Genomic DNA, 18,367 nt, shown 5'->3' with positions numbered 1-18,367 from the left:
TCATTCTGATTTTACTTGGGCTAAAGTGTGATAGAAGGTATAAGGTGTACGAATTCAAATCATCTACGAGAGATAATCATGAAATTAGACAAGATCGATAACAAGAGCCGTCGTATCCGTAAAAAGCTGTTCTTAGGTGAGTTCGCAATCCTAGGTTTCGAGATCAGCTGTGAAACAGACATCAACGACTTCGACCGTTACGATGCATTCGTTGATGACTTTATCGACTATATTGATGGGCTTGGCCTTTGCTTCGGCGGCGGTGGTCTAGAACTGTTTGAAGGCTTCCTATGCTCTACTGACCGTTACGGCAGTGCTACTGAAGAGCAAAAAGCACAAGTTATTGCATGGTTAGAAGCACGTCCAGAAGTGAAAAGCGCAAAAGCTGGCGACTTGGTTGACGCAAACTACCTGTAAGTAACAGAGTCATACTGACAATAATAAAAAGCTGGTCTCCGGACTGGCTTTTTTACTTTTGGAAGTGTGTGATAGTAAAAGTAGAGTGCTGGGAGGTTGTGCGGAGTGAATGTGATTGTGGCGTTTTTTGAGCTGGCAATCAGCGGGAAACGGCGTTCCACTGCCAGCTCGTGCCTTTAGGTATCATTAACTATGATTTTTTAGCTGGTGCGTCTTTCGTGTCTTTCCAGTATTGAATACGCACACGATGTAGCTGAGCTCTTCTAGTCTTTTTCATAGTAAAATCCCTCATCTTATATAAGTAACGCTCCTTATGGAGCTTATTGTCTAAGGTCGAATCCCCTTCAATCTATAAGGGAACCAATTATTTAACCGTGACCAATTTCACAACATAATGATAATTACCGATTTCTTGCAGTCATCTTTGACTAGTAAACGGCGTATTATCTCTCTGACACGGTTAACTTACTCACCAGATATGACAGAAAAATGGCAATCAAGTTCCCTATATTATCTGTCACTGAATCTTAATAATGATTCCTGAAAAATTTTGCAAGTAAGATATCAATTGCCCATCACTTTCAACCGAGCAACTCTTTTCGCGTTCGTGATCGCAGTTGTGTGCAACCCAATTAAGGCTGGATTCGCTGCTGATATTGCTGGCGGTACTCGCGTGGCGTAAGCCCTTTATACGTTTTGAAGTGACGATTAAACAGGGCTTGGTTTCGATACCCTACTCTCTCAAACACAATTCCAATCGGCAAAGGCGTTGATTGCAGCAAATCTGCGGCATGATTGATCCGCAATTTCATTAGGCGTTGGCTAAACGGCTCTTTAAAGTGCTTTTGAAACAATCTTGTGACCGCACTTTCACTCAGCGATAAGTAGTTCGCCAAGTCTGCGAGCGTCACCTTAGTTGCAAAGTACTGTTCGAGATACGCGTTGACACTTGCCACTCGTTCTCTTTCCTGTAATTCGTGTTCACTCATCGATAAGTAAGAGTGAGTCATCAGTGTTTTCGCCCCTTCGTCGTGAGCAATCAGAGACAAAACATGGAGAAATCTCGATAGTTGCTCCATTGCAGGAAACGTCATGAGCTCATGTAGAAGATCCACAACGTGCTGAGCTGTCCGCTCAGAAAACACTACACCTTTGTTGGCCGCCTTTAAAAGCGGATCAAGCTTTCTAAGCTCTGCGCAATAGAACATCAAATTGGCAATCCACTCACGCTTAAACCAAATCACATGAGTCTCGCACTTGCTTTCGACCAATGTGGAGTGAATTGAATGAGGCACACCAGGCGCGATCAATAGCATTTGGTTGTGAGTCACTTCTAATTCGTGATGACCAATATGCAAACTGCCAGTGAAGTGGCGATGGATGACTAATTCAAACACATCATCGTGAAAATGGAGATCGTACTCTTTTTCTGGCTCATCAATGCGACGATAGCGCCAAGAAAAACCTGGTCTTTGCGGTACTTTTTCGATGTGTGCCATTGGCTACTCCACAAAATAGTATTGTTTCACGCTCAAATAATATCAGTATTGCCAGCTTAATCTTCATCACGCCGAAATAGTATTGATATTAAGCGGCATACTATCAACTTTGTGTCGTCACGCTCCTTATTGTTGCCTTGAAAGACAAGATAACTAAGGAGGCTTTCATGAGTCACTTCACTGTCAAGCTACGCCAAGTCCTGCACAAAACACGTGATGAATGGGCAACATTCGCCATCAAAGAAATGGAAATTCCACCTGACACTATCGCCAAATTTTATGGCTACAAATCGAGTTGTGATCTTGAGCAAATTCTTAAACAGGATGTAAACGACGCCAATTCGGACATTTGCTCGATACCTTGTGCGAGATCTCTTACAAGCAATGTAAGCAAAACGACCATCATTGACTAAGACAAAATCGAAAAATAAATATAAGCAATTGAAAACTATCACTTATGCCATTTCACACAATATTCACTGCCAAAGTTTTTTTACCTAGCTAATTGAGAGTAATCAGCAAAACATCAATACTGATTGTGTCGACAGGATGTTGGCGGGAACAGGAAAAAAACCTAATGGACTAGGTATCTTCAGGATGAAGATTTGGTAGCTTAGGATGAGTTATCAGCAAGGATGTAGTTAAGCTCTAGGATAGAGTTCGCCCGTCAGGATGATAGGCAAGAATGGACACCGCTAGGAAGGCGATGAACAAGGAACTCGGTTAAAGGACTTAGCCACAATCAAGGATAGATGCAGGGAGCACCTATAGTAGCCGGATTGCTGCGAAAGAGAATAAGCCCCGTCTGGGAAACCAGGCGGGGTTTTATTTTGTCTGGTATTTATTATTCACGAGGCACCCGATTCTCTTGCGTCGATTTATTTCGTGCCGTGCTATCATTTTCTCTACGTCTTTCAGCAAGCTCACAGCAAATCTCACATTATGCTTAATCCTGTTTGGTTACATACATTTAAGACATTGATTGAAGTCGGTCATTTCACACAAACGGCAGAAAAACTTTTTATGACCCAACCTGGTGTCAGCCAACATATCAAAAAGTTAGAGCAAAGTTGTCAGCATGCGCTGATCAAACGTGAAAACAAAAGCTTCGAATTAACAGAGCAAGGTCGGATTGTTTACGCCTACGCGCTGGAGTTAGAAGAAAGAGAGAAAGCGTTGCTCGAAGAACTCAGTTTTGATGATGCATTTTCAGGTCACTGTAAACTGGCCTGTTCTGGCGCAATGGCATTGATGCTGTATGGCCCTCTTTTAGAAAAGCAAAAACAGCACTCAGGCTTATCGCTGCATTTAGAAGCCGCACCCAATCACTCGATTCTCAATGCAATAACGGAAGGAAGCATTGATATTGGAATCGTAACTGATGTTCCTCACAAAGGTTTATTTCACAGTGAAAGAATTGGTAAGGAGCAGTTGTGCTTAGTCCTACCTAATCAATACCGCGAAAGGCAGATAACACCACAACTCTTGCACGACTGTGGTGTCATTGCCCATCCTGATGCCAAGCACTACATGACGCTGTTTTTTGACCAATGCGCGGAACAAGAGCTCCAAGAAATTAAGATGAGCGATTTACCATTGTCCGGCTACGTGAATCAATTAAGCCAAATTTTACTACCTGTGAGTAAAGGACTCGGCTTCACCGTGCTGCCTCAAAGTGCTGTCGACAACTTCCCACAAAAAGATACCTTGCACATCGCACAACTGAAAAACACCGTGTGTGAAGAGTTATTTTTAGTTCGCAAACGCAGTCGTGTTCTGCCACTGCGCTATCAAACAATTAAAGATGTGTTATTGGACGTCATCACAAACTCAAAACAAACTACAGAATAGCCTAGCGTTTTAAACTCGTCGTAATCCGTTTGCTTAAAAAAGTCCACAGACAACTTCCGGCTTACAACGCTGAGAATGTCCGATGATTCAACAAATTATTTTTGTCGTAACGACGAGTTTTTTTCGTTTTCTTCTCGCGAGAAAAAAACCTAAGGTGCGCACCTCTAACGAAGTGGTTGTCCAACCACACATCTAAATCGTTGAAGTCAGTAGGTAATATCACCTAAATATCACATACCTGCTGCATTCTATACTCTATACTTATATTTTTAATTTGGTACTGACTTACTAAGGAATTGCCATGCGTATTGCTATTCTCTCTCGTAATGAGAATTTATATTCAACCATGCGCCTAAAACAGGCAGGTGAAGAGCGTGGACATCAAGTAGACGTCATCGATACTCTGCACTGTTATATGGACATTACGAGCAACAACCCTAAGATCCGCTATAAGGGTGAAGAATTGCCACAATACGACGCTGTGATTCCTCGCATCGGTGCATCCATCACATTCTACGGTACCGCGGTTGTACGTCAGTTTGAAATGATGGGCACATTTTGTGTCAACGAATCGGTCGCGATCAGCCGCTCTCGTGACAAATTACGCTCGTTGCAACTGTTATCGCGTAAAGGCATCGGCTTGCCGCGCACTGGCTTTGCTCACCACCCTGATAACATTCAGGACGTGATCAAAAATGTTGGTGGCGCACCTCTAGTGATTAAATTACTAGAAGGCACTCAAGGCATCGGTGTTGTGCTTGCTGAAACCAACAAAGCAGCAGAAAGCGTGATCGAAGCATTCATGGGGTTGAAAGCAAACATCATGGTGCAAGAGTTCATCGAAGAAGCTAAAGGCGCAGACATACGTTGCTTTGTTGTCGGTAATAAAGTGATTGCAGCGATGAAGCGCCAAGCGAAAGAAGGCGAGTTCCGCTCTAACTTACATCGCGGCGGCTCTGCACAGTTAGTGCGACTAAGCAAAGAAGAACGCGCTACTGCGATTAACGCGGCAAAAGTCATGGGGTTAAACCTATGCGGTGTAGATATCCTTCAATCTAAAAACGGCCCAGTGGTAATGGAAGTGAATTCTTCACCAGGTCTTGAAGGTATCGAGCTCGCTACAGAAAAAGACGTTGCTGGTATGATTTTCGACTTTATTGAGAAAAACGCAAAACCACACGCAAACCGTACTCGTGGTAAAGGTTGATAATTGTTTGAGTGAGAGCCTGCTTAGTAGGCTCTCGTATTACTCATCGCTAGGATGACACTATGAATCAGAAAATGATCATTGGGAACGCCGAAGCTATTTGCTTACCTGAGTTAGGGATTACTCACCTTGAAGCGCGCATTGATACGGGCGCGCAAACCTCTTCATTGCATGTAGATAACATTGATTGCTTTGAAAAAGATGGTCAGTCTTACGTTGCATTCGATCTACACCCGGATGTTTATCATTTAGAACAAGTGGTTCGCTGCACAGCGAAGCTAAAGGCAAACCGTAAAGTTAAATCTTCAAACGGTACCTTTGAGCATCGCTGCGTTATCACCACCATGCTGCGCATGGGTGACAAACAATGGCCAATCGACATTACATTGACCAACCGTGAAAAAATGACTTACATGATGCTGTTAGGTCGTCAGGGCATGGCAGACAAAGTGCTGGTAGACCCTAGCCAATCTCATTTATTGGCATCTTAACCCCGTAGCTTCAGATGAGTGATCGAGCATCTTTGTTGAGCATCACTCGTCTGGCTTTATCTTCGTCTACTTCCTGCTAAATAGCGCAAACAACAAGCCCTTCGCTTTGACCTTTGTAACACGCCAATGGGTCATCGGCTTAGTCGGCGCAGTATGCAGAATGTGCTGATACGCTTTCTCATCAAAAGTCACCTCTCCCCCATGCGCCAAAAGCAAACATTGCGGATTCATCTCAAACACACGCTTTAATGATTGGCGATATTGGTTTGGATGAAATATGGGAAACGGCGCAATCAGGTGTTTCTTAACCTGCACCATCAAATCCGCCACATACAATACATCTTGTTCAGAATGATAAACCGACAAATCTCTATCGGTATGTCCCTGCGTTTCTAGTACCTGCCAATCATCAAACCCCGGAATACACTCACCATCGATGAGTTCGATATCGGGCTTTAACTTGCGCGAATACCACAGGTTTTGCTTTGGTTTACGCATCCGGTTCGCCATCCAGCGCGCTAACATCAAATCGGTCAAATGCATTAGCCAACCATCTACACCGCTATACCATTGGCTCTCTCGCTTTGCGGCCAATAACTTACATCCAGTTAAATCACGCAGTTTGTGCGCGCCACCAGCGTGGTCTGGATGCATGTGAGTTACAACGACCAACTTTAGGTCAGAAAAAGGACGATGGAGTTGATGTTCAATAAAATCTTTAAGGTGAGGAATATCTGCTCGACTTGCACCATCAAGCAACATTAATTTATCGGGATATTCGGCGAGATACATGGTCTGAATGTATCCCTGAATTCTGTGCAGCTGCAAAATATGTCCTTATTTGAGTGAGATTTTTCATGACCGCTTCCATGCTGGTCAGACCAACTATAACAGCTGAATGGACGCACTGGTAAACAAATGTTCACATCAGCGCACGACAAGAAATCATAATCGAGATGATAGATTTTAATCATTAGACTCAGCGGCACTTTTATCCGTTAATGCGCGCACACGGAGTTCGTGTCAGGGTATGAGGTTAATGCCTCATGATTTGCTTTTTTGTACTTTTCCTTCTAATTAATTAAGGACTTAAGTACATTTTTGTGAGAATCGAGTTGGAAAAAGCAACTAAATTAGACCGCATCCGCGCGGACTACAACGTTCACTACTGGAGCCAAGGTTTCTACGGTATTGATGACCAAGGCGAGGTTTACGTATCACCTCGTAGTGATCGTGCACATCAAATCCCTTTCAGTGCCATTGTAAATGAGCTAGAAGCGAAGCAGTTAAATCTGCCTGTATTAGTGCGCTTCCCGCAAATCGTGCACCAACGTGTGCATGGAATTTGCCACGCTTTCAACCAAGCAATTGAAGAATACCAATATCCAAACAAATACCTGTTGGTGTACCCAATTAAAGTAAACCAACAACGTGAAGTGGTGGATGAAATTCTAGCGAGCCAAGCTCAACTAGAAACCAAACAGCTTGGTCTTGAAGCGGGTAGCAAGCCAGAATTGTTGGCAGTACTTGCATTGGCTCAACAAGGCAGCTCCGTGATCGTGTGTAACGGCTACAAAGACCGTGAGTATGTGCGTCTTGCACTGATCGGTGAAAAGCTGGGCCACAAGGTATTCATCGTACTAGAGAAGCTTTCTGAGCTGGATCTGGTGCTAGAAGAAGCGAAAAGCTTGGGCGTAAAACCGCGCCTTGGTTTGCGCATTCGCCTCGCCTCTCAAGGCGCGGGGAAATGGCAAGCAAGTGGCGGTGAAAAATCGAAATTTGGTTTGTCTGCATCGCAAGTGCTTAGTGTTATTGAACGTCTGAAACGCGAAGGCAGCCTAGATGCGATGCAACTGGTTCACTTCCACCTTGGCTCACAGATGGCAAACATCCGTGATGTACGTAATGGTGTGAATGAGTCTGCACGTTTCTACTGCGAACTGCGCGCACTGGGTGCAAACATCGAATACTTCGATGTGGGCGGCGGTTTGGCAGTCGACTACGACGGCACACGCAGCCAATCATCGAACTCGATGAACTACGGCCTTGCAGAGTACGCACGTAATATCGTCAACACAGTGGGCGACGTGTGTCAGCAATACGAACAACCGATGCCAGTGATCATATCTGAATCCGGTCGTTCACTGACAGCGCACCACGCTGTGTTGATTTCTAACGTAATTGGTACAGAAACATACCAACCGGAAGAAGTGCATGAACTTGGCGCAGATGCTCCACTTTTACTACAAAACATGTGGCGAAACTGGGAAAACTTACAAGATGGTACCGACGCTCGTGCGTTAATTGAGATCTACAACGATACCCAAAGTGATTTGGCAGAGGTACACTCTCAATTCGCAACTGGCGTGCTTAACTTGGAGCAACGTGCGTGGGCAGAGCAACTGTCACTGCGCATTTACTTCGAACTAAGCCGCAAGATGAGCACTAAAAATCGCTTCCACCGTCCGATTCTGGACGAGTTGAGCGAACGTCTTGCAGATAAGTTCTTCGTGAACTTCTCTCTCTTCCAATCTCTACCAGATGCTTGGGGTATTGATCAGGTGTTCCCTGTTCTACCACTTTCTGGCCTTGGCGATGCGGAAGAGCGTCGTGCGGTAATGTTGGACATCACCTGTGACTCTGATGGCGCGATCGATCACTACGTTGATGGTCAAGGCATCGAGAGCACGCTACCTGTACCAGCTTGGAGCAAAGACAAACCATACCTAATGGGCTTTTTCCTAGTAGGCGCATACCAAGAAATCCTTGGTGACATGCACAACCTATTTGGTGACACCCACAGTGCAGTAGTCAATGTTGATGAACACGGTCAATTTGAGATCAGTTACATCAATGAAGGTGATAGTGTAGAAGACATGATGCGCTACGTTCATATCGACGTGGATGCGATTCGTGACAATTACAAACAATTGGTTTCCCAACGAGTTGAAGCCAATGAACAAGCACAAATCCTAGCAGAACTAGAACAAGGTCTAGCGGGATACACCTATTTAGAGGACTTCTGATATGAATGATTTGTTTACTAAAACCGATTATTCGCTTTACTCCAACTCTATGTCGTTTTTACGTCTACCGTACATTCGTAATCCGGTATTGGCAGACGCAGACGTTGTGGTGCTAGGAGTTCCTCTGGACATGGCTACATCTGGTCGTCCAGGCGCGCGCATGGGGCCAGATGCGATTCGCCGTGCCTCAGTCAACTTGGCATGGGAAGGTAAGAAGTTCCCGTGGGACTTCAACGTATTGGATAAGCTGAAAGTGATCGACGCGGGTGACCTCGTGTTCGATTGCGGTGATGCGGAAGATTTCACTTACCGTCTAGAGGCGGCAACCAGTGAAATTCTAAAAAGCGGTAAAACCATGTTGGGATTGGGCGGTGACCACTTCATCACACTGCCTATCCTGCGTGCCTACGCGAAGCATCATGGTCAAATGGCTCTGATTCACTTTGATGCTCATACGGATACCTACGCAAATGGCAGTTCATACGACCACGGTACAATGTTCTACCATGCGCCGAAAGAAGGTTTGATCTCAGCGAAGAACTCCGTACAAATCGGTATTCGTACTGAATACAAACAGCAAGATCACGGCTTTAATGTGATTAATGCGATGCAAGCGAATGACATGTCGGTGAACGAGATCTTAGAAGAGATTCGTCGTACCGTCGCAGATAAGCCAGTGTATGTTACTTTTGACATCGACTGCTTGGACCCAGCCTTCGCACCGGGAACAGGTACACCCGTTTGTGGTGGCTTGAACTCAGACAAAGCGCTGAAAATTATTCGTGGCTTAGCCGGTATGAATATTGTGGGTATGGATGTTGTAGAAGTATCGCCTCCGTACGACCACAGTGATGTTACCGCATTAGCGGGAGCAACCATCGCGCTAGAAATGCTTTACGCATACGCATCTGGCCGAGAATAAACATAATCATTTCTAAGGGAGCTTCGGCTCCCTTTTTATTCATGGTGCCTTCTCCAGTCTTTTCTTCGTTCGAACCATGTCTTGCTCTGGCTAACCAAAACAATTCTTCTCCCCTCGATTTTAACCATAAAAACCAATGACCTATAAGTAGGTTTACATTCACAACAAATAAGAGATTTAACGTAATTCAACAAAGAAAAGCAGCCTATTTCCGAATGCAAATTAAGATTAGTTTTTCTAATGCATATTATAGATTTTTATCTTGCTCAACTTCACACTTTTCGATTGCTAATTGTACACGCAAAGACTAATATCTCGCGCAAATAGCCCCGTAACACCAAAAGTCTGTTGGCACTCTGCATTAGAGCGCTAAGGGTTTTTACGTCTTAAATTTTTTGGAGAGATACGCAAATGTCTGCTTCGTTTCCATTAGCGAAACTTACCTTTTTAATCGCAATATTGACTGCCGTGGGTCAAATGACCCAAACAATGTACGTGCCTTCAATCGGTCATATGGCGGGTGAGTTTTTGGTGTCTGCGTCATCACTTCAAGCTGTGATGGCTTGTTACCTGATTCCATATGGCTTATCGCAATTCGTGTACGGTACGTTATCGGACCGCTTAGGTCGCAAGCCAATCATCATAGCAGGCCTACTTATCTACATCGTAGGTACATTGGTGGCGCTCTTTGCACACCAATTTGAATGGTTCTTGATTGGTAGTTTCATCCAAGGTTTAGGTATTGGCTGCGGTGGTGCGATGTCACGTACTCTGACTCGCGACTGCTTTGAAGGTTCTGAGCTACACAGAGCAAATAGCTTAATCAGCATGTGTGTGATTTTCTCACCATTGTTGGCTCCCGTACTTGGCGGCTACTTAACCGAAGCGTTTGGCTGGCGCTCTAGCTACCTATTCTTAGCGCTGTTTGGCATTGCAGTGGTGATTACCATGATGACCAGCATGATGGAGACGCTACCAAAAGAGAAACGCAAGTTCGAACCAGTAGCCAAAAGCTACAAACACGTTTTGTCTGACCGCCGCTTCCAAGGCTTTTTGATCTGCCTAGTTGCGACGTTTGCTGGCGTAGGTGTGTTCGAGGCAGCAGCTGGGGTATTGCTAGGTGGTGTATTGGCATTACCAGCAACAACGGTAAGTTTGCTGTTTATCTTACCGATCCCGGGTTACTTGGTGGGTGCCGGCTTATCTAGCTACATCGCGCAGCGTCGCTCTGAGCGTCGTGCTTTAAATGTGGGCTTGGTATCGATTTTTGTTGGTTCAGCTATTGTGCTCATCCCTGGCTTGTTTGGTTTAACCACGGCGTTAACGCTGGTTGGTGGCGCAACCGTGTACTTTTTGGGTGCGGGTATCCTATTCCCAGCCGCAACAACCGGAGCAATTGCGCCATTCCCATACCATGCAGGAACAGCAGGCGCGACATTGGGTGGCATGCAAAACTTGGGAGCAGGTATTGCGACCTTGCTTGCATCACTATTTCCAGCGCATAACCAGATGCCACTAGGTGTTTTGATGATGGCAATGTCGGTAATTGCAATGCTTGGGCTCATGTGGGTAAATCGAGCGCACAACCACTCAAACGAAGTGCCGCAAGTCATCTGATTATCGACTAACGTTCAAAATCCAAAAGGGACACACTAAACTAGTGTGTCCCTTTTTCATATCACACTATATCGATTTACCGATGAGAATGATTTAACTTTCGAATTGATATTTGTTAAAAATAACAGCTGCTTACACAATGTGTTTTCAGCTCCCTTCAAATTGAGTAGCCAACTCGGAAATATTGAGAATTCTCACTTTTTCGGCACACCCCATAACAAAGAATGGACAACTGAAAACCACTAACGAAATGAAAGCCCAGCCCTCAGGATGAGGCCACTTGGGTGTACAATAAGGATAAAAACAGATGCGTTTCACTTTAACTACGTTGGCCGTCTCGGTTGCGCTTGTCGCCGGATGCAGCAATCAAGGAACCCCCAGCATGACTCAATACTCCCAATCACAGATCGTTGCTCAACAAACTCAAGCTCCGGTTGCGAAGAAAGTCCCTCACGCGATGACTACTCATGGTGATACTCGCGTTGATAACTACTACTGGATGCGTGACGACGAGCGTAAAGATCCGGAAATTTTGCAGCACCTAGAGCAAGAAAATCAGTATGCGGAAACCGTTCTCAAGCACACTGAAGCTCTTCAAAATGAGCTATTTGAAGAAATTAAAGGTCGTATAGCAAAAGACGACAACTCCGTTCCTGTGCGTAAAGGCAACTACTTCTACTCAAGTGAAGTGACCGGAGATAACGAATACGAAGTTCACCTTCGAGCTAAAGACTTTGCAGGCAAAGACAAGCAAGTCATTTTAGATGTCAATGAACTTGCAAAAGAACATGAGTTCTTCAGCATTGGCGGCTTGTACGTTAGTCCGAATGAAAACTTACTAGCGTATGGCGAAGATACATTAAGCCGCCGCGTTTACACTCTTAAGATCAAAGACCTGAAAACAGGCAATTACCTACAAGATGAAATCGAAGGCGCCTCAAGCGCGATTGCATGGCAGAACGATAACAACGCCTTTTACTACATCAAAAAAGATCCACAGACCTTGCTGGGCTACCAAGTGTATCGTCATGTTTTAGGCACGCCACAAAGCAGCGATGAGTTGATTTTTGAAGAAACCGACAGCGCCTATTACACCTCACTAAGCAAAAGCAAAGATGGCGAAGATATTTATATCTGGCATTCCAGTACAGAAACCAGCGGCGTCTCCATCATCGATGCGAACAACCCTAAAGCAAAGGCGAAGCCTTTTTATCCTCGTGAAAATGGCATTGAATACAGCATTTCTAAGCTAGGCGATTGGTATTACATTTATACCAACTATCAAGCCGTGAACTTCCGTTTGATGAAAGTTAAGCAAGAAGAGATGCACGATCGCTCTAAGTGGCAAGACGTGATTGCCGCAGATGACAACACTCAACTTGTCGACTTCGAGCTATTCGATGATCACCTCGTCTATGAGCAGCGCTCTAACGGCCTAGCGAGCGTCACTGTGCGTCAGCTTTCAACAGGAAAAGAATTCCCACTCACATTTAATGACGATGCGTTCGCGGCATACTTAACAGGCAACTTCGAACTGGATAACAAAAAAGTTCGCATTTACTACAGTAGCTTGACTACTCCAGGAACCTACTACGACTTCGATCTGAAAACGGGCGAATCTGAAATCATGAAGCAGACACCTGTATTGGGTGACTTTGATGCGGATAACTACCAATCAGAGCGCATCATGATCAAAGCACGTGATGGAAAAGAGGTCCCTGTGTCACTGGTGTATCGTAAGGACTTGTTTAAGAAAGATGGTACAAATCCGCTTTACCAATACGGTTATGGATCTTATGGCGCAACCATTGAGCCAACTTTCCGCTCGACACGTTTGAGTCTATTAGACCGCGGCTTTGTTTACGCCATCGCTCATATCCGTGGATCTGAAATGCTTGGCCGTCCTTGGTATGAAGATGGTAAAAAACTCACCAAGCAAAACACATTCAACGACTTTATTGATGTGACTAAAGGTTTGGTTGAACAAGGCTATGGCGCGAAAGATAAAGTCTTCGCTGTTGGTGGCTCTGCAGGTGGTCTCTTAATGGGGGCTGTCATCAACCAAGCACCAGAACTGTATCGCGGTATCGGCGCTCATGTTCCGTTTGTGGACGTGGTAACCACTATGCTCGATGAATCAATTCCATTGACCACCAATGAATATGATGAATGGGGTAACCCAAATAACAAAACATACTATGACTATATGTTGAGTTACTCGCCTTACGACAACATCAAGGCACAAAACTACCCGAACATGTTGGTAACGACTGGCTTGCACGACTCTCAAGTGCAGTACTTTGAGCCAATGAAGTGGGTCGCCAAACTTCGTGAAATGAAGACAGACGATAACGTCTTGTTGTTCAAAACCGATATGGAAGCCGGACACGGCGGCGCATCTGGTCGATTTAAACGCTTAAAAGAAGATGCGCTAGAGTATGCGTTCTTCCTCGATTTACTCGATAAAAAATAATCGTTTCAATTGAACTGCATCTCTAACAACAAAAATGCCCGCAACTTGCGGGCATTTTTTATAGACGCGCTCTCTAAACAGAGAGTTGGGGTACCTAAGCACATCATTACCAGTGTCTCTTATAGCCAACGGAAAGCAGAAAGAAAAACGCCTACTCACAACGAGTAGGCGTTAACACAATAAATGTGTTTAGGCAGTAGAAACTGGCCTATTTATTAGAAGTAGTAACGAGCACCTAGAGTCCAGTAGTCGTTCTCTTCGCTAGTGTAATCGTTACCTAGGTCAAACTGGTAAGCAGCAAACGTTACGAAAGCAGGAGTTACAGCGTACTCTGCTTGTAGCGCAGTTTCGCTTGAAACTGTCTTGTTGTCTTCTTCGTCTTCTACGCCTTCGTAGTTAACGCTGAATGTCCAATCGTTCACGCCGTATGCCAAAAGAGCTTCAATTTGAGAAGTCTCTTTACGCATCTCGTAGAAGTAATCGTTCATACCGTATACTACTGCTGCGTATAGACCTGAACCGTACTGACCGTAGTTTACAGAGAATAGGTGTGATTCAGCGTTCTTAGTACCTAGAGTCGCGTTTTTAACATCACCGCCGCTGTATACGTAGCCTAGGCCAAAGCCAGCTACAGAACCGCTCAGTGCAACTTGACCACGTTGCTCGTATGTTGTTGCATCTGAAGTTTGCTCACCTTGCCAACCTAGACCTAGGTTGAAAGCAAAGCCTTCACCAAATTCAAAACCTTTACGGTAGCTAAGCATTTTATCAGCACGAGCTGAGCCTAGGTTGCCGTGGTTGTCGTACAAAAAGTCGTTCGCAAACGCGATTGGTAGATCCGCAACACCAGCGACATCGTAGTAAGGTGACCATTGAGTACCTGCAACAAGGCGACCGTACTGCTCGTGAGTTGCACCGATGTAACCTAGACGAGTTTTGAATGACTGTTCACCACCATTTAGGTAGTTAAGCGCCCATTCGCCTTTAGCGTCGATAGTGATACCGTTGCCAATGTCTTTCTTACCCGCGACGTTAATACGTGGAGACACTTGATGAACTTTCACATCTTCCTCGTAGTACTCACCCACGCCAACTGAAACGTGACCGCCGATCGATAAAGATGTACCATCGCTGTTATAAACTTCTGCTGCGAAGGCCTGTGAACCACATGCTAGTGCCGCCACTGCAACGGCTAGAGTTTTCATTTTCATTGTTAACATCCGTATAGTTGTTTGTACCGGTTCGCTTAGAGACAGATTAAATCCGAATCAATCGCAACGAACACATAACAAAGTAGTAATGAAATAGAAATGAAACAAACACTTTCTTATGCAACCAGTGGTATTAATGCTCACGTTTTGAACTAAGTCACAAAAAAATAGGGAACTTTTCATTCCCCATCATAAAATCTGTGGCTTTTTACGTGTCACATCTCCCAACGTGCGAGTGGCTTCTCAGTTTTGATACCCTTACTGCCCCAGCGGTCAATAACATCAATTTGCAGTATACGACTCGGTTTAATAAGCGATGTCAAGGTTTTCGACGGTCGTTTATCCGTCACTAACCATAGCGTTTTATCTTGTTCAAACTGAGCTTTTAAAGATAATTTGTCTTCTTCTGTCCACTCGAGTTCTGGCTTAAATTCGCGCCCAACCACAAACAATTGGTTGCCAGAGGCAAAGTCCTCTAGTGACTCACTCATCAGTACCACTGAATCGATGCCTTTATCAAAGATCTCTGCCTGTTGTTGGTTGATCAGTTCACGCACATTGAGCATAAGAGCCTGTTGATTCGTTTGAATCGCCTTTTGGTGTTCAGGATATACACGTTGTAGATCCTCTCCAACAATGCCCGCCATTCGGATTAAGTTTGTAGGGTTCAGCCACGCGTACTTCGATGTTGACCCGTTTTCCAATGTCAGTACTGCAACTCCTTGAGCTCTAGGAGAAATGGCCTGCGATGCATCGATTTCAATCAAGTGAATGTTGCCCTGTCGAGCGTAAACATAAGTCGGGTCTTGTTTCCAAATCGCACCAAGAGTAATAGCAACCGTCGCGGCTTGACCCGCTTGCTTAACTTGCTCTGTACCTTTATTTGCGAACCAGTTCTCAAGACGCTCAACGCCGTAACGCTTTGGAGGCAGATACTGAGTCCCTATCCCTGTACCTTTCATGAGTTGCTCAGACAACATGTACGTGACGGGAGTGCTGGTTAAAATGTCTTTGGCGCTTGCCAACGATGGAAATGTCGTCGCTATAACCAAACCAAAAGTTATCGCTAATTTTTTTATCTTCATGTTCATTACTTTATAAAAAGGGTTACGCTTTTTGGATAATTCGGTAAACCGTTGCTGTTAGGAAAAATGCCGCAGAAACAATGATGATGGATGCGCCTGATGGCACTGGTAGCTCAAGCTCCATCGGCAGTATGGTTCCGACTAAACACGCAATGGTTGCCAATAAAGAAGAAAGGAGAACGAAACTGCCCATGCGTTTAGTCAATAACCTAGCCGTTGCACCAGGAATCAGTAGCAATGCACCAACCAATACCGCGCCAATAATCTTTACCGCGGCGATGGTGACCAAGGTGATCATCATGACAAATAAGTAATCATAAAAGCTGGTATTAAAGCCGCGTACACGTGCAATATCCGGGCTAATACAAGTCAGCAAAATGCGGTTAAACGTTGGAATAAGAAGCAGTAATATGATCAAACAACTGATCGCTAAAATAAGGATATCGTTGTCCGTCACAGTCAAGATCGAGCCAAACAACACGTTCTCCAACATGTGAATGTTGATCTTACGAGCAACGTACATTAACAGCGCAGCACCAACCGCTAACGCTAGCGCAAGAAAAACCCCAACCAGTGTGTCGTAAGGTACATTCGTACGATTACGAACAAAGTGAAGCAACAGCGCAAAAATCATACAAAAGCTAAACAATCCGATGATCGGATTCTCTGGCGGCTCACCGAGCAACACACCAATCGCGATTCCGGTAAGCGCAGCGTGCCCAACCGCTTCAGAGAAAAAAGCCAGTCGCTTGGCGATGACTAATGTCCCAAGACCACCAAGTAACGGTCCTAATATCAGCGCTGCCACAATTGCGTTCACCATAAAGGCATAAGAAAAGCTATCGCTTAACCATCCAGCTTCAACGCCGCTAACCGCTAACTCTCGTAACCAATCCATTATGCAGCCTCCACTTTTGCTGTGTAGTGCTTGAATAATGTTTCTATACGATCAGGACTTAGCACATCTGAATGGTGCCCTGACGCCACAATTTGACGATTTACAACATGGACCTGCGCATCTAAACGGCGCACTGCGGTCACGTCATGGTGTACTGCCAGTACCGTTTTGCCTTCTCCAACGACTTCATGAATCAAACCTTCAAGATATCGAACACCTTGCTCATCCATGCCAGTTGTAGGTTCATCTAAAACCAATAAATTGGGCTCATCCAGTAAAGCTTGCGCAAACAAAACACGCTGTTGCTCTCCGCCAGAGAGTTGCCCCATACGACGATCGCAACGCGTTGCCATGCCCACACGATCAAGCTGGGCCAGAGCATGTTGAGTTTGCTTTGTTTTACGTCGCCAAAATAGAGGGATACGGGTTTGATTAAGCAGCACAAAATCCATCACGGTTAACGGGAGGCTTGCCTCGAACATCGCCTTTTGTGGTACATATCCTATCTTACCCGATGCAGCTGATTGCTCTGGCCAATTGAGTGCAATGTTTCCCGAAAATGGTGTTAGCCCAAGTATCGAACGAAGCAAAGAGGTTTTCCCACCACCATTCGGCCCCATGATAACGTGGCATTTCGCGCTCTCGAATTCAGCGCTGATGTTCTGCAAAATGATATTGTCGGCGTATTTTAGGCCCACGTTACTTAAGGAAACGGAAGGTCCAGTCATTACGCCTTTTCCCCTGCTCGCTTACTCGCCACAAATTTCATGGCTTCGATTAGTGTTTCCACATTATCTCGCATCTCAACCTCGACTTTATCAGCCTCATACTCACCGTGAGTCATGTGGGAAAAGCGATAAAGCTGCACCCCTGTCGCCTCTTCGATGGTATCAACAAAACGGTTCGGCATATTGAGCTCATAAAACAGCACATCAATACCCGATTCACGAATTTTCTCAATCGTTTCCTGCAACTGACTGGCACTTGGTTCAACACCATGAGCAGGCTCAATGACAGCGGCAACGTCAACACCAAACTCCTGAAGGATATATCCGTAAGCATTGTGGGTTGTCGCCACCTTCATACCAGCCGTGTCCAACTCACCAAGAGACAACATTGCATCACGCTTCATCAGGCGGAAAGTTTTCGCATATTTACGAGCATTTTGGCGATAAAAAGTAGCGTTGTCTGGGTCCAGTTTACTTAGCTCACTCGCGATGGTGTAAACCTTTTGAATAGTGGTCGATAGACCAACAAAGGTGTGAGGGTTCACTGCACCTTGACCAACTGACTGCCCCATCGCCGGTAACAGAGGCACTTCTTTGTTCGCTTCGATAACCACGAGATCATCACGCTGAGAGGCTTTGATCACTTTCAGTGCAAAATCGTCATGACCAATACCATTGATCACTATCGCATCCATTTCATTCAAACGTTTAAGATCATTGGGTTGCGGTAAATAATTATGAGGGTTAAAACCAGCATCGACCAGAGGAATGATGTTCGCCTTGTCATCAACAACAGCTTTGACATAGCTGTAATAAGGTTGAAGCGTAATACCAATACTGAGTTTATCGGCAGCAAAGCCTGTAGAAGACACCGTCAATAACACGGTGGCTGTAAGAATACGACGTAAAAGAGAGCGTTTGAGCATAGTACTTATCAATTAT

General features: G+C 45.0%; 16 protein-coding genes. 9 read left to right on the top strand and 7 right to left on the bottom strand.

The features are described from left to right. Positions 1 to 78: 78 nt before the first annotated feature. Entirely contained in the window at positions 79 to 417 is a 339-nt protein-coding gene (locus L3V32_RS17445) for a YggL family protein (RefSeq protein ID WP_005393599.1), read from the top strand. Positions 418 to 1,049: 632 nt separating this feature from the next. Here L3V32_RS17445 and L3V32_RS17440 read toward each other — a convergent pair. After that, positions 1,050 to 1,916 (bottom strand): AraC family transcriptional regulator, encoded by an 867-nt coding sequence (locus L3V32_RS17440; protein ID WP_085344215.1) that lies wholly within the window; start codon positions 1,914 to 1,916, stop codon positions 1,050 to 1,052. A 167-nt stretch (positions 1,917 to 2,083) separates the two neighbouring features. Between L3V32_RS17440 and L3V32_RS17435 the strand changes: the two genes are divergently transcribed. The 4 genes from L3V32_RS17435 to L3V32_RS17420 all read left to right on the top strand — a co-directional run bounded on the left by L3V32_RS17435 (position 2,084) and on the right by L3V32_RS17420 (position 5,465). Then, the gene (locus tag L3V32_RS17435) at positions 2,084 to 2,329 is read left to right on the top strand and encodes a hypothetical protein (protein WP_237284792.1); all 246 of its coding nucleotides are present in this window, start codon (positions 2,084 to 2,086) and stop codon (positions 2,327 to 2,329) included. 529 nt (positions 2,330 to 2,858) lie between these two features. Beyond that, entirely contained in the window at positions 2,859 to 3,767 is a 909-nt protein-coding gene (locus L3V32_RS17430; RefSeq protein ID WP_237284791.1) for a LysR family transcriptional regulator, read from the top strand. 301 nt (positions 3,768 to 4,068) lie between these two features. Next, positions 4,069 to 4,974, top strand: coding sequence for a 30S ribosomal protein S6--L-glutamate ligase (gene rimK, locus L3V32_RS17425; protein ID WP_005393586.1), 906 nt, complete (start codon positions 4,069 to 4,071; stop codon positions 4,972 to 4,974). 62 nt (positions 4,975 to 5,036) lie between these two features. Further along, a complete protein-coding gene (locus tag L3V32_RS17420; protein WP_005393584.1) occupies positions 5,037 to 5,465 on the top strand; it encodes a RimK/LysX family protein in 429 nt (142 codons plus the stop codon). 66 nt (positions 5,466 to 5,531) lie between these two features. On the opposite strand, the gene L3V32_RS17415 is transcribed toward L3V32_RS17420, so the two are convergent. After that, entirely contained in the window at positions 5,532 to 6,257 is a 726-nt protein-coding gene (locus L3V32_RS17415; RefSeq protein WP_046873896.1) for an MBL fold metallo-hydrolase, read from the bottom strand. 323 nt (positions 6,258 to 6,580) lie between these two features. Between L3V32_RS17415 and speA the strand changes: the two genes are divergently transcribed. The 4 genes from speA (at position 6,581) to L3V32_RS17395 (ending at position 13,503) form a co-directional block, all read left to right on the top strand. Further along, a complete protein-coding gene (gene speA / locus L3V32_RS17410) occupies positions 6,581 to 8,491 on the top strand; it encodes an arginine decarboxylase (RefSeq protein WP_161444533.1) in 1,911 nt (636 codons plus the stop codon). 1 nt (position 8,492) lies between these two features. Beyond that, positions 8,493 to 9,413, top strand: a complete 921-nt coding sequence (gene speB / locus L3V32_RS17405) for an agmatinase (protein ID WP_237284790.1) — start codon at positions 8,493 to 8,495, stop codon at positions 9,411 to 9,413. A gap of 411 nt (positions 9,414 to 9,824) precedes the next feature. Continuing rightward, positions 9,825 to 11,030 carry a multidrug efflux MFS transporter EmrD gene (gene emrD / locus L3V32_RS17400; RefSeq protein WP_005393574.1) on the top strand — a complete coding sequence of 402 codons (1,206 nt, stop codon included), beginning with the start codon at positions 9,825 to 9,827 and terminating at the stop codon, positions 11,028 to 11,030. 307 nt (positions 11,031 to 11,337) lie between these two features. Then, positions 11,338 to 13,503 (top strand): S9 family peptidase, encoded by a 2,166-nt coding sequence (locus L3V32_RS17395; RefSeq protein WP_237284789.1) that lies wholly within the window; start codon positions 11,338 to 11,340, stop codon positions 13,501 to 13,503. Positions 13,504 to 13,718: 215 nt separating this feature from the next. Here the strand turns inward: L3V32_RS17395 and L3V32_RS17390 are convergent, their stop codons facing one another. From L3V32_RS17390 to L3V32_RS17370, 5 genes are all read right to left on the bottom strand, one after another. Further along, on the bottom strand, positions 13,719 to 14,714 hold the full coding sequence (locus L3V32_RS17390; protein ID WP_006741232.1) for a porin: 996 nt from the start codon (positions 14,712 to 14,714) through the stop codon (positions 13,719 to 13,721). Between the two features lie 215 nt (positions 14,715 to 14,929). Continuing rightward, positions 14,930 to 15,799 (bottom strand): metal ABC transporter solute-binding protein, Zn/Mn family, encoded by an 870-nt coding sequence (locus L3V32_RS17385; protein ID WP_237284788.1) that lies wholly within the window; start codon positions 15,797 to 15,799, stop codon positions 14,930 to 14,932. 22 nt (positions 15,800 to 15,821) lie between these two features. Further along, positions 15,822 to 16,697: a metal ABC transporter permease gene (locus L3V32_RS17380; protein WP_005393560.1), complete on the bottom strand. Its 876-nt coding sequence runs from the start codon at positions 16,695 to 16,697 to the stop codon at positions 15,822 to 15,824. Next, positions 16,697 to 17,425 carry a metal ABC transporter ATP-binding protein gene (locus L3V32_RS17375; RefSeq protein WP_053807975.1) on the bottom strand — a complete coding sequence of 243 codons (729 nt, stop codon included), beginning with the start codon at positions 17,423 to 17,425 and terminating at the stop codon, positions 16,697 to 16,699. The genes L3V32_RS17380 and L3V32_RS17375 overlap by 1 nt, the downstream gene beginning before the upstream one ends. Next, entirely contained in the window at positions 17,425 to 18,351 is a 927-nt protein-coding gene (locus L3V32_RS17370; RefSeq protein ID WP_170901992.1) for a metal ABC transporter solute-binding protein, Zn/Mn family, read from the bottom strand. Before L3V32_RS17370 ends, L3V32_RS17375 begins: the two co-directional genes overlap by 1 nt. Positions 18,352 to 18,367 lie beyond the last annotated feature (16 nt).

The organism is Vibrio sp. J2-4, assembly GCF_021728155.1.
Classification (GTDB): Bacteria; Pseudomonadota; Gammaproteobacteria; order Enterobacterales; family Vibrionaceae; genus Vibrio; species Vibrio diabolicus.
This window is presented reverse-complemented; position numbering and strand designations above follow the sequence as displayed.